The sequence below is a fragment of the Bradyrhizobium arachidis genome (genome assembly GCF_024758505.1).
GTDB lineage: Bacteria > Pseudomonadota > Alphaproteobacteria > Rhizobiales > Xanthobacteraceae > Bradyrhizobium > Bradyrhizobium manausense_C.
In genome coordinates, this window is the sequence record NZ_CP077970.1 from 3,947,470 (window position 1) to 3,960,245 (window position 12,776).

Sequence of the window (12,776 nt, forward strand, 5' to 3'; positions counted from 1 at the left end):
TCCATCACACGAACGGTTCTGTTGGCCGTCCGGATGGAAGAGACGAATTTTCGGAAGAAACGCAGCAAACCTCGACAGGGCGTACCATGCGCAGCGATAATCCGCGATCCGAGTTCACCGCCCGATATCTCGTCGAAACCGGCGATAGCGTGGCGAGGGCAGCGGAAGTCATTGCCGGAGAGCAATCGAGCGGGACGTTTCTTGCGTTGCCCGGCGAAACGGATGAACTCAAGAAGCGGTCGCGAGCCCGGGTGACGAGTGTAACCGAGTTGCCGCCTGTCGATAGCCCGACGCTCCGCAGCTCTTTCTTCGAGAAAAAGGATCGACCAAAAGCGTTTCAACGCGCCGAAATCGAAATCGCCTTTCCGATCGATAATGTGGGCTGCAATATCCCGACGTTGTTGGCCACCGTTGCGGGCAATCTGTTCGAACTCGGCGAGACGACTGGTCTCCGGCTTCTCGACATCGACATGCCCGTTAGCTATGCCGCCGGCTTTCCAGGGCCGAAGTTTGGTGTCGATGGTACCCGACGCCTGGCCGGAGTCTTTGATCGGCCAATGATTGGCACGATCCTGAAACCCAGCATTGGCATGTCTCCGTCCGAGACCGCCGCGCTCGTCGACAAGATTTGCGAAGCGGGCATAGACTTTCTCAAGGATGACGAGCTGATCGCGGATCCGCCGTATGCGCCCTTTGAGGAGCGCCTGAAGGCTGTGTTCCCGGTCATCGAAAAGCATGCCGATCGGTTGGGTCGAAAGCCGATGTACGCAATCAACATCAGTGGCTCGATCGACGACATGCGACGTCGCCACGACCTGGTTCTGGAAGCCGGCGGCACGTGCGTGATGGTGAGTGTGAACTGGTGCGGCTTTTCGGCAATTGAACATCTGCGAACATACACTAATCTACCGATCCACGGTCACCGCAATGGATGGGGTCTGTTTACACGCCACCCGTGGCTCGGCTTCGACTTTGCCGCGTTTCAAAAGCTATGGCGCTTGACCGGTGTCGATCATCTGCATGTCAACGGCCTGAGGAGCAAATTCTGGGAGCCCGATGATTCGGTCATTGCTTCGGCAAGGTCGTGTCTATCGGCGTTTTCAGGCGTCAAGCCGATGATGCCGGTCTTCTCGTCAGGACAGTGGGCAGGACAAGCCGGCGATACATTTGAGCGGCTTGGAAGCGTCGATCTGATGCATCTGGCTGGAGGCGGCATCATGGGGCATCCAGGTGGCATTGCTGACGGTGTCATGAGCCTGCGCGAAGCGTGGGAAGCCGCAGTTCAAGGCGTATCAGTAACCGAATACGCCAAATCGCATCGGCCGCTTCATCTCGCCCTCTCGAAGTTCGGGGGCGCGACGTGACCCAAGGTCGATACCGGCTGGCATTCTACGGCGACGATTTCACGGGGTCGACTGACGCTCTTGAGGCTGTGGCATTCGCCGGGCTGCGTGCGGCCCTGTTTCTACGTCCGCCGACGCCAGACGTCTTGAAGCATTTCGGCGACATCGAGGTCGTCGGCCTCGCCGGGGTAAGCCGCGGCATGTCTCCCGCGGAGATGACCGAGCGCCTGTCGGGAGATTTCCGGTACCTTGCATCGCTCGGCGCACCGATCGTGCACTACAAGGTGTGTTCGACCTTTGACAGCTCACCGGAGATCGGCAGCATCGGCCGGGTGATCGAGATCGCGAAGTCGGTGTTCGGCAACGATCCGATCCCGATCGTTGGCGGAACGCCTTCGCTGCAACGATACTGCCTCTTCGGCAATCTGTTCGCCCGATCCGGGACGGACGGGAATATCTACAGGATCGATCGTCACCCCATCATGAGCGTTCATCCGGTCACGCCGATGAACGAAAGCGATCTGGCCGTCCATATCGGGCGGCAGGCAGCGCTCAAGATCGAAAAGCTCACGTTGCCCTTCCTTGATCAGGATTATGCGAGGGCCGCCGACCGGTTCGCAGAACTGACGAAACTCGGGCCCGACGCGATCTTGCTGGATTCCGCGAATGCGTCGCAACTGACGCAGGTTGGTCGACTGATCGCCGATCGCGCGACGGAGAATCGAAGCGCATTTGTGGTCGGCCCGTCAGGCGTAGAATACGCCTTGATGCAATGGTGGCGCGAGGCCGGGATCATTCCTCCGCCGTCTAAAACCTACGGTAACCCGTCCCCGGTTGACCAGGTGCTCGCTGTGTCGGGCAGCGCTTCCTCGCTGACGGCCTTGCAGATCGAGGCCGCCGTGCGGGCCGGTTTTGCTGAAGTGCCTCTCGATGCAGCAGACTTGCTTGATCCCGACAAGCATGGCGCCGTCGCGACCCAAATCGTCCAACGCGCCATTTCTCTTCTCAAGGAAGGGCGCAGCGTCATATTGCACACGGCCCGCGGTCCGAATGATCCGCGGATCGGAAAGATGATTGAGAAGCTCGTCGGCGGAGGAATGTCTCGCGAACTCGCCAAGCATGAGGGCGGCCGCAATCTCGGCCGGAAGCTCGGACAGCTCGTCAGTGACATCCTCGATGCGGTGCCTTTGAAGAGATTGTTGTTGTCGGGCGGCGACACGTCGAGCCAGGTCGCGCAGCTGCTGGACATCGACGCCCTCCAAATTGCGGCCCGCGTAAGTCCGGGTGTTCCTCTTTGCAGAGCCCGAGCGACACGCGGGCGACTGGATGGACTTCAGATAGCCTTTAAAGGCGGTCAACTCGGCGAAGAAGATTTCTTCAAACACGGGTGGCTGGGCAAAATTTAACAAAAGCGAAACAGGGAGGATGCCGTGAGTGTCCCATCGATGCCTTCAGGTGGCGTGGTTGCGCACGATGGTGCGGGCGACGCTGGTTCACGCGCGGTTCTGGAAGAAGCCATGGAGAACTCAAGCAAGAGCGGCCTGCTCGCGGCTGCAGACGGTGTCGACCGACTGATCGGCCGGCTGCTTGAGGTTTGCGTCTCCATACTGCTTGCCGCCGAGATACTGCTGCTGTTTGCGGGTGTTCTGGCGCGTTACGTCTTCCTCAAGCCGATCATTTGGTCGGACGAACTCGCATCCATGTTGTTTCTCTGGCTCGTGATGCTGGGGTCCGCCATCGCCTTGCGGCGGGGCGAGCACATGCGGATGACGGCCCTATTCGCGTTCGTATCGCCCCGGATGCGAGCGCAACTCGACGCAATCGCGTTGGCCGCAGCGCTGGGGTTTGTCGTCCTGCTCTTCCCGGCCACGCTCGAATACGCCATCGAGGAAGCTATTGTCAGAACTCCGGCGATGGACCTCTCCAATGCGTGGCGCGCCACCGCTGCACCCGTTGGCTTCGGGTTGATGGGCATGTTTGCACTGCTTCGGCTCGTTCGCCTCGCTGACACGAGGCTGATCTTTTCTTCGCTCGGCATCGTCGCGTTTATCGTGGGCGTGTTTTGGTTGCTCCAGCCGATCTTTGGGCCGCTTGGCAACATCAATCTCGTCATCTTCTTCGTCGTCGTGGTGGCGTGCGCCGTGTTCACCGGAGTGCCGATCGCCTTTTCGTTCGGTTTGGCGACGTTCGGCTATCTCATGCTCACCACGAGGACACCGCCGCTCATCATCGTGGGCCGCATTGACGAGGGCGTCAGCCATCTGATCCTGCTTTCGGTTCCTCTGTTTGTCTTCCTCGGCCAGCTCATCGAAATGACGGGCATGGCGCGGGCCATGGTTGCATTCCTTGCCAGCCTGCTGGGCCATGTGCGCGGAGGCCTGTTGTACGTGCTCGTCGGAGCGATGTACCTCGTCTCCGGCATCTCGGGGTCGAAAGCTGCGGACATGGCGGCGGTCGCGCCTGTCCTCTTCCCGGAAATGAAGCGCCGCGGCGCCAAGGAGGGAGACCTCGTCGCATTGCTCGCAGCGACGGGCGCCCAGACTGAGACAATTCCCCCAAGTATCGTGCTCATCACGATCGGGTCTGTTACCGGTGTCTCGATCGCGGCCTTGTTCACCGGCGGCTTGCTCCCTGGCGTCATCCTGGCGATCACGCTCTGTTGCGTCATCGCGTGGAGGTACCGCAACGAGGATCGCAGCCTCGCTCGTCGCGCCTCCGCCAAGGAAATCGGCAAGACGTTCTTGATCGCCGTGCCGGCCATCGCACTGCCGTTCGTCATTCGCTCTGCGGTCATCGAAGGCGTGGCGACCGCGACCGAGGTGTCCACGATCGGGATCGTCTATGCGATTGTCGTCGGCATCCTGTTCTACAGGCAGTTCGACTGGCGGCGGATCAAGCCCATGCTGGTCGAAACCGCCAGCTTGTCCGGCGCAATTCTGTTCATCATCGGCACCGCGACGTCGATGGCGTGGAGTTTGACGCAATCCGGATTTTCGCGCTCGCTCGCCGTAGCCATGAAGCAGTTGCCGGGCGGATCGATGAGCTTCATGGCGGTGTCCATCGTGGCCTTCGTCATCTTGGGCAGTGTGCTCGAGGGCATCCCCGCGATCGTTCTTTTTGGGCCGCTGCTTTTCCCGATCGCTCAAGCGCTCGGAATCGATCTGGTCCACTATTCGATGGTCGTCATATTGGCGATGGGCGTCGGTCTGTTCGCGCCGCCCTTCGGCGTTGGCTACTACGCAGCTTGCGCGATCAGTCGCGTGAATCCGGACGCCGGAATGAAGCCCATCGTGGGTTACATGGCGGCCCTGTTGATCGGGCTCGTGATCGTGGCGCTCGTTCCTTGGATATCGACCGGATTCCTGTGAGCGGTGATGCTCAACCACAAGAGACAAACCAAGTAGAGGATGGAGGAAGCAAATGAAGCGGACTTTCAATCGCAGGACTTTTCTGCAGGGGACCACGGCAGCAGCTCTGGCGACTGGCGTTGGCCTTCCGATCAAAAGCGCTCAGGCGGCCGCGGAGTTTCGGCTTCGCTGGGGCTTCAATCTCGCCGAGTCGCATCCGATTACGACGCGCGCCAGAGAGGCGGCTGAACGGGTGCTGACGGAGACGAAAGGGCGGGTGGAAATCAACGTATTTCCCAACAACCAGCTCGGCGGTGACACAGACATGCTGTCGCAACTGCGCGCCGGCGGACTCGATCTGTTTCTCAATTCCGGGATCAATGTTCTCTCGACGATCGTCCCATCGGCATCGATCTACGGATTGGGGTTCATCTTCCCCGACTACGATGCCGTCTGGAAGGCGATGGACGGAGAGCTCGGCGATGCGTTGCGGGTTGCTATCGGAAAAGCGAACCTCGTAACCGTGGGCAAGATGTGGGACAACGGATTCCGCAACATCACCACAAGCACGAAGCAGATCAACACCCCCGCCGATCTGAAGGGCGTCAAGATCCGCGTGCCGGTCGGCGCGCTCTGGACGTCGATGTTCCAGGCCTTTGGCGCCGCGCCGACGACGATCAACTACAGCGAACTATATTCCGCGCTGCAGACCAAGATCGTCGACGGTCAAGAAAATTCACTGGCAAATATCTTCACGGCGAATCTCTTCGAGGTTCAGAAATACTGTGCCTTGACCGGCCACATGTGGGACGCCTTCTTCTGCGTCGCCAACAAGCGGAACTGGGAGGCCATCCCGGAGGATCTCCGCAAGATTATCACGACTGCAATCAACGATGCCGTGACGGCCGAGAGAAAGGACATGGCAACGCTCGCGACATCGCTGCGCGGCGACCTCTCCAAGAAGGGCCTCATCTTCAATGAGCCTGACGTCGCGGCCTTCCGGGAATCGCTTCGTACTGCGGGATTCTACAAGGAGTGGCGTGCGAAGTATGGCGAAGAACTGTGGACGACGCTTGAGCGCACCACCGGAAAGCTGACCTGAAGACGACGAGGCGGGAGTTAGATCGACATGAGATTGAACAACAAGGTGGCGCTCGTCACGGGTGGCGCGCGCGGTATCGGCTTCGCGATCTCGAAGGCATTGGCGCGAGAAGGGGCTCGCATTGTCATCGCGGACCTCAACGTTGATGGCGCGAAGGCGTCGGCGGCGATGCTCGAAAACGCAAGCCGGGAACATCTCGGCTTGAAGGTGGATGTGGCGGACCAGGGGTCTGTGACCGTGTTGTTGGATGAAATCGCCCAGCAGTGCGGCGGACTGGATATTCTGGTCAACAATGCCGGCATCGGCGGCAATACGCCCTTCCTCGACATCAAGCTCGAGGATTGGCAACGAATGATCTCGATCAATTTGACTGGTGCATTCATTGTCGCGCAAGCGGTTGCGCGCCAGATGGTCAATCAGGGCCGCGGCGGAAAGATCATCAACATTGCTTCGCTTTCGGGACAGCGCGGTGGAAACGGACGAGGCGCATATGGCGCGGCCAAAGCCGGGCTGGAGTTGCTCACGAAGGTTATGGCGGTCGAGCTCGCGCAGCACCGGATCAATGTCAACAACATTGCTCCAGGAGCGATCGAAACCGAGATGGCCAAGACGGCACACGACCCGGCGACGCGGAAAGCCTATGAATATCTCATCCCAATGAGCCGCTATGGGCTTCCGGAGGAAATTGCCGATGCCGCGGTTTTCCTGTCGTCGGACGAGAGCCGATACGTTCACGGCCACACATTGAACGTCGACGGAGGGTTCCGCGAGGCCGGCTTGATGTTCGGGCCTGACAAGACGCCTCCGCGATAGCCGGAGATTGACGCACCTTGAGGAGCCGCTTCGTCCGGGAGCGGTCCTGATTTGCCGATGGAGAGATTACTGACGTGCGCCGAAACCGCCGAGCAAAGATCGTAGCAACCGTTGGACCGGCATGCTGCGAACCAGAGATGCTTCGAAAGTTGTTCGAGGCTGGGGTCGATACGTTTCGGCTCAACTTCAGCCACGGTGCGAAGCAGGACCATGCCAAGGTTCACGCCGCGATCCGAGCTCTGGAGATCGAGATGGGCAGGCCGATCGGTATTCTGCTCGACCTCCAGGGACCCAAGATTCGTATCGGTACGTTGCGCGAAGGGAGCCTGACGTTGGTGGCGGGCGAGACCGTCCGGTTCGTTCAGGAAGGCACCGAAGGTGATCGGGATGCGATCCCATTGCCGCATCCGGAGGTGTTTGCGGCGGCAGCGCCGGGGCACGATCTATTGATCGACGATGGACGGCTGCGAGTTCGCGTCAAATCGCTCGACCGCGAGAGCCTTGAAGCCGAGGTGATCATCGGCGGAAAGCTTTCCAACCACAAAGGAGTTAACCTGCCGGGCACGATCCTCGATCTGTCGCCACTTACTCCGAAAGACCGTGGAGACCTCGATTTCGGTCTTCGACTGGGCGTCGATTGGGTGGCGCTATCGTTCGTGCAGCGGCCGGGAGATCTCATTGAGGCGAGGGGACTGATCGGGGATCGGGCAGGCCTCGTCGCGAAGATCGAGAAGCCGGCGGCCCTCGATCGAATTGATGACATCATTAGTCTATCCGACGCGATCATGGTGGCGCGAGGCGATCTTGGCGTCGAGATTCCTCATCAAGACGTTCCTGGCCGACAAAAGGAATTGGTGCGGGCCTGTCGATTGGCAGTAAAGCCGGTAATCGTGGCCACGCAGATGCTCGATTCCATGGTCGCTTCGCCGACGCCGACCCGCGCGGAGGCATCGGATGTAGCGACGGCCATCTACGATGGAGCCGACGCGGTAATGCTGTCCGCAGAGTCTGCCGTAGGCCGCTACCCGCGTGAAGCAGTGGGGATGATGGATAGCATTATCCGCAGCACCGAACGTCACAAGATGTATCGTTCTATCGTCGATGCGTTGCGTCCGGAGGAGGAGCAGACGGCCCCTCACGCGGTGGCCGCGGCGGCTGCGGGATTAGCATCTGCGATCCATGCCTCTGCGATCGTCGTCTACACATCTGGAGGCACGACCGCAGCTCGCATTGCCCGTCGCCGTCCGGATGTGCCTGTTCTTGCAGTGACTCCGAGTATGGACACTGCGCGTCGGCTTTGTTTGCTCTGGGGTACGCACAGTGTGTCGTCAACCGACGTGAACGACTACGAGGAGATGGTGTCTTGGGCCGTCTCTACCGCGGTCGGCGAGCAGTTCGCTGAAAGCATGGACACGGTAGTGATCGTCGCTGGAATCCCATTCGCGCAGGCCGGTACCACGAACAACATCCGCGTCATGGCGGTGCCTTGAGTTTCTGTAAGCTTAACTCACATTGCCGTTACAACTAGTCGTTGGCAATTGTCCACTTTCATCGCGCCTAGTGTCGGCTTCTACGCCTCGCAGACTAAGAGCCATGCCAAGGAAAGGGCGTTGGAAGCTGCCGCGCTGCTACGGGTCAATTAGGCAAGTGATGCGTGGTCGCTCGCATCTGACTAGCGCATTTGCTCGCTCTCATGGCGGGTAGTCGGGGAACCGAAGGATGTTACCTAACCTCAAAACCGCGGATCTGGTCTGGCTGGTGGCACAAGGCCCATTCTGCCGGGCGGAGTGGAGGAAGAGCCATGCCGATTGCATTCCCAATACCTGACGAGGCCGTGCTCGGCCGCCGCGGTGAAATTCTGACCGGCCTCGGCCAACTCGTTGCCCCGGAGGTGCTCATCATCTCCGAAGATGAGCGCCGCGCCTTCGAGACCGACGCCCTTACCGCCTATCGGCGCATGCCGCTCGCGGTCGTGCTTCCGTCGACCACCACGGAAGTGTCGACCGTCCTGAAGTTCTGTGCGCAAAATCAGGTGAAGGTTGTTCCGCGCGGCGCCGGAACGTCGCTCGCGGGCGGTGCGATTCCGCAGGAGGATGCGATCGTTCTCGGCGTATCGAAGATGAACCGGATCTTGGATGTCAATTTCGAGAACCGGACCGCCCGAGTGCAGGCGGGCGTGACCAACCTTGCTGTGAGCCAGGCAGTTGCGCATGAAGGCTTTTTCTATGCGCCCGACCCCTCGAGCCAGCTCGCCTGCACCATCGCCGGCAACATCGGCATGAATTCGGGTGGGGCGCATTGCCTGAAATACGGCGTGACGACGAACAATATCCTTGGCGTGACGCTTGTCTTGCTCGACGGAACGATCGTTGAGATCGGCGGAGAGCACCTCGACAGCCCGGGCTACGATCTCCTCGGTCTCATCGTTGGATCGGAAGGCCAGCTCGGCGTCGTTACCGAAGCGGTCGTGCGGATTCGTCGCGCCGCGGAGGGCGCCAAGCCCGTCTTATTCGGCTTCGATACGAGCGAAGAAGCGGGGGCCTGTGTCGCGGCAATCATGGGTGCGGGAATCATCCCGGTTGCCATTGAATTCATGGATAAGCAGACGATCGAGATCGTGGAGGGATTTGCCAAGGCAGGTTATCCGCTCGACGTCGGCGCTCTTCTGATTATCGAGGTGGAGGGCTCCGACCGTGAGATGGAAGCCATGCTCGCGCGGATCGTCGGAATCGCGCGGAAGCACAATGTCCGTCACATCAAGGAGAGCCGCTCCGCAACGGAAGCCGCGGCAATTTGGAAGGGACGCAAGTCCGCGTTCGGAGCAACGGGGCGCGTTGCCGACTACATCTGCATGGACGGTACGGTGCCGCTTGGTCAGCTGTCGAACGTCTTGAAACGGACAGGCGAGATTGTCGCATCCTACGGCCTGCGCGTCGCAAATGTATTTCATGCCGGCGACGGCAACATGCATCCGCTGATTCTTTACAATGTTAACGATCCTGCCGAGCAGGCAAAGGCGGAAGCAGCTGGCGAAGACATCCTGAAATACTGCGTGGAAGTTGGCGGCTGCCTGACCGGCGAACACGGGGTCGGGATCGAGAAACGCGATTTGATGCGCTTCCAGTTTGAGGAACGCGATCTGCGTCAGCAAATGCGTGTGCGAGCCGTCTTCGATCCTGCATGGTTGCTCAATCCCGCAAAAGTGTTCCCGCTCGACAACCGGTTAACGGCGTAGCTACGCCGTGCGACACCGGCATCGGGAGGGAGTTGTCCATATGACCCGTCATAATCCAACGTCTGAGGCTGATGCCTGCGCAATCGTTGCAGAAGCTGCGGCGCAGCGCACTCCACTGGCAATTCAGGGCGGTGGGACGAAGCGCGCGTTCGGCAGGCCGCCGCAGTTCGAGTCGACCCTCTCATCATCGCTAATGACAAAAGTCACGCTCTATGAGCCAGCAGAATTCGTGATTTCCACCGAGCCTGGCGCCTCTCTCAGCGGGATCGTTCGGCTCCTCGCGGAGCATCGGCAAGAGCTCGCCTTCGAACCCCTCGACTACCGCCCACTGCTGGGCAGCGACGGTGAACCGACGATCGGAGCGGTCGCCGCAATGAACCTTTCAGGACCGCGCCGGATCGCTGGCGGGGCAGCCCGCGATAGTTCTCTCGGGGTGCGGTTCGTCAATGGGCGCGGCGAGGCGATCAAGTCCGGCGGTCGTGTGATGAAGAACGTGACTGGCCTTGACCTCGTCAAACTCATGATCGGCGCGCATGGCACACTCGGCTTCCTGACCGAAGTCACGTTCAAAGTCGTCCCGAGCGCCCAGCGTGTAGCAACATTGTGCCTGGTTGGCCTCTCCGACCGAACCGCCATAGCGACGCTGTCGGCGGCACTCGGCTCGCCGTATGATGTCAGTGGTGCAGCGCACCTGCCCGCGAAAATCGGTGGCGGCGCGCGCACCTTGATCCGCGTCGAGGGGTTTCCCGATTCGGTCGAATATCGCCTCGGGGAGCTGCGGTCGCTTTTGAAAGCGTTCGGCACGGCCGAGGTGCTTGCCGATGGCACTGGGAAGGATCTCTGGGTGGCGATCCGCGATGCAACGGTCCTCGCTGAGCCGCGCGATAAGGCGATCTGGCGCATCTCGACGGCACCCACCAAAGGTCCTGATGTCGCGGCGCTGATTGCTCGGACTATCGATGCGCGGTGGTTCTTTGACTGGGGTGGCGGGTTGATCTGGCTGGCGTGCTCAACGGCCAGTGCCGCCGGTGCGGCAACGATTCGCGCAGCGATCCGTCAGGCCGGTGGACATGCCACTCTCGTTCGCGCACCCGAAGACGTCCGTGCTGCGGTCGATGTATTTGATCCGCCGGTCAAAGCCATCGCGCGGCTTCAGACCGGGCTGAAAGCCTCTCTCGATCCGGCCGGCATATTCAATCCTGGCCGGATGTTTCCCGAGCTGTAACGATGCAGACAACATTTACCGCTGAACAACTGCAGAATCCCGCAACAAATGCATCGGAAAAGATCCTTCGGAGCTGCGTTCATTGCGGCTTCTGCACCGCTACCTGTCCGACATATCTTCTGCTTGGTGACGAGCTCGACAGTCCTCGCGGCCGCATCTACCAGATCAAGGACATGCTGGAGGGCAGCAAACCGGCGACCACGCCCGTCGTCAAGCACATCGACCGCTGCCTATCGTGCCTGTCATGCATGACTACCTGTCCGTCGGGCGTGCACTACATGCACCTTGTGGATCATGCTCGCGCCTATATAGAACAGACATATCGGCGGCCCTTCCACGACCGGCTCGTCCGGACCATGCTCGCGATGATCCTTCCCTATCCGAGACGGTTCCGAGCGGCGATCACTGCGGCGCAAATTGGCCGGCCATTAAAGTCTGTCTTGGCCGGCTTGCCGCATGTAGGCGTTCGGCTTGCCGCGATGCTCGATCTCGCGCCAACCCATGTGCCACGTCGATCCGCCTCACAAAAGCCGGGTGTCTTTCCGGCGATGGGAGAGAAGCGCGGCCGCGTCGCAATTCTCAGCGGTTGTGCCCAGCCTGTACTACGCCCCGATTTCAATGAGGCAGCCGTCCGGCTCCTGGCCCGCCACGGCGTCGAGGTGGTGCAAGCCAGAGGTGAGGGGTGCTGTGGCGCGCTGGTCCATCATCTCGGACACGAACGCGATTCACACGAATTCGCAAGGAGAAATATCGACGCATGGATCGCGGAGATGGATGGCGAGGGCCTCGACGCGATCATCATCACGGCGTCTGGATGCGGAACGACGATCAAGGATTATGGCTTTATGCTCCGTGAAGATCCCGCCTATGCCGATAAGGCACGGCGGGTTTCGGCAATCGCGCGAGATATCACCGAATTCCTCTGGCTGATGAAATTGGACTTCTCACCGAAAGCGTGCGATCTCGTCGTCGCCTACCATTCGGCCTGTTCGATGCAGCATGGTCAAAAGATCACTGATGAACCGAAAGCGTTGCTTAAACGGGCCGGCTTTACGGTAAAGGATATACCTGAAGGACACATCTGCTGCGGATCGGCGGGGACTTACAACATTCTTCAGCCGGAAATAGCGAAACAACTGCGTGCGCGAAAAGTGGCGAACATCCGACGCGTGAGAGCAGACCTAATCGCGACGGGAAACATAGGCTGCATCACGCAGATCGGCGATGGCGCCGACATACCGATCGTCCATACGATCGAGTTGCTCGATTGGGCGACCGGAGGGCCAGCGCCGAAGTCATTGCGGTCGGCTGATCTTAAAGGCACGCGAGGTAACAACGGTGTGTCTGGTTGCAGCGAGTGCGAGAGTCCCGACCTTGCGCGGTGAGAGCTCGGGCGTGGAAGACGCAAAGCCCAACTTTGTTTTAGATTTCGCTGCCGATCATCCAGCGGCATCTGGCATGAATCTGATTTGAGCGGCGGTTCTGGATTGGGCGGCGTGGGTCGCTAGTGCGAGCGCGCCCACGGCAAACAAGAACGATCTTCCCAGCGTGCCTCATCTCCAAAGTACAAATGTTCGTCCAGAGATGGAGGATGATCGTCACCGACTTGACGCATATTAAGCGAGGCGGGCGGATGGCTCGCGCGCCGATCTTCGTTCGAAACTTGGAACGGCGTCGCCGTCATGCATGAATCATAATCATCTAAATGCCC

Annotated in this window: 9 protein-coding genes; all 9 read left to right on the top strand. The window is 60.0% G+C overall.

Translation table 11 applies throughout. The features are described 5' to 3' along the window. Nucleotides 1-86: 86 nt before the first annotated feature. The 9 genes from KUF59_RS17995 (at nt 87) to glcF (ending at nt 12,450) form a co-directional block, all read left to right on the top strand. Nucleotides 87-1,364 carry a ribulose-bisphosphate carboxylase large subunit family protein gene (locus tag KUF59_RS17995; protein WP_258769791.1) on the top strand — a complete coding sequence of 426 codons (1,278 nt, stop codon included), beginning with the start codon at nt 87-89 and terminating at the stop codon, nt 1,362-1,364. Further along, nucleotides 1,361-2,749 carry a four-carbon acid sugar kinase family protein gene (locus KUF59_RS18000; protein ID WP_258769792.1) on the top strand — a complete coding sequence of 463 codons (1,389 nt, stop codon included), beginning with the start codon at nt 1,361-1,363 and terminating at the stop codon, nt 2,747-2,749. The genes KUF59_RS17995 and KUF59_RS18000 overlap by 4 nt, the downstream gene beginning before the upstream one ends. Before the next feature lie 111 nt (nt 2,750-2,860). Then, nucleotides 2,861-4,711 carry a TRAP transporter large permease gene (locus KUF59_RS18005; RefSeq protein WP_258769793.1) on the top strand — a complete coding sequence of 617 codons (1,851 nt, stop codon included), beginning with the start codon at nt 2,861-2,863 and terminating at the stop codon, nt 4,709-4,711. Between the two features lie 52 nt (nt 4,712-4,763). Further along, the gene (locus KUF59_RS18010) at nt 4,764-5,792 is read left to right on the top strand and encodes a TRAP transporter substrate-binding protein (protein WP_258769794.1); all 1,029 of its coding nucleotides are present in this window, start codon (nt 4,764-4,766) and stop codon (nt 5,790-5,792) included. A gap of 27 nt (nt 5,793-5,819) precedes the next feature. Further along, the gene (locus KUF59_RS18015; RefSeq protein ID WP_258769795.1) at nt 5,820-6,605 is read left to right on the top strand and encodes an SDR family NAD(P)-dependent oxidoreductase; all 786 of its coding nucleotides are present in this window, start codon (nt 5,820-5,822) and stop codon (nt 6,603-6,605) included. 74 nt (nt 6,606-6,679) lie between these two features. Beyond that, a complete protein-coding gene (gene pyk / locus KUF59_RS18020) occupies nt 6,680-8,095 on the top strand; it encodes a pyruvate kinase (RefSeq protein WP_258769796.1) in 1,416 nt (471 codons plus the stop codon). A gap of 311 nt (nt 8,096-8,406) precedes the next feature. Continuing rightward, the gene (locus KUF59_RS18025; protein WP_258769797.1) at nt 8,407-9,840 is read left to right on the top strand and encodes an FAD-binding oxidoreductase; all 1,434 of its coding nucleotides are present in this window, start codon (nt 8,407-8,409) and stop codon (nt 9,838-9,840) included. 40 nt (nt 9,841-9,880) lie between these two features. Beyond that, complete coding sequence (locus tag KUF59_RS18030) at nt 9,881-11,065, top strand: FAD-binding protein (RefSeq protein ID WP_258769799.1); 1,185 nt, start codon at nt 9,881-9,883, stop codon at nt 11,063-11,065. A 2-nt stretch (nt 11,066-11,067) separates the two neighbouring features. Further along, nucleotides 11,068-12,450: a glycolate oxidase subunit GlcF gene (gene glcF, locus KUF59_RS18035; RefSeq protein WP_258769801.1), complete on the top strand. Its 1,383-nt coding sequence runs from the start codon at nt 11,068-11,070 to the stop codon at nt 12,448-12,450. Nucleotides 12,451-12,776 lie beyond the last annotated feature (326 nt).

Bases quoted from the DNA above. Each gene is read 5' to 3' on its own strand.
- KUF59_RS18025 (WP_258769797.1), top strand. From the start codon at position 8,407: ATGCCGATTGCATTCCCAATACCTGACGAGGCCGTGCTCGGCCGCCGC.
- KUF59_RS18005 (WP_258769793.1), top strand. From the start codon at position 2,861: ATGGAGAACTCAAGCAAGAGCGGCCTGCTCGCGGCTGCAGACGGTGTC.
- KUF59_RS18015 (WP_258769795.1), top strand. From the start codon at position 5,820: ATGAGATTGAACAACAAGGTGGCGCTCGTCACGGGTGGCGCGCGCGGT.
- KUF59_RS18030 (WP_258769799.1), top strand. From the start codon at position 9,881: ATGACCCGTCATAATCCAACGTCTGAGGCTGATGCCTGCGCAATCGTT.
- KUF59_RS18010 (WP_258769794.1), top strand. From the start codon at position 4,764: ATGAAGCGGACTTTCAATCGCAGGACTTTTCTGCAGGGGACCACGGCA.
- KUF59_RS17995 (WP_258769791.1), top strand. From the start codon at position 87: ATGCGCAGCGATAATCCGCGATCCGAGTTCACCGCCCGATATCTCGTC.
- glcF (WP_258769801.1), top strand. From the start codon at position 11,068: ATGCAGACAACATTTACCGCTGAACAACTGCAGAATCCCGCAACAAAT.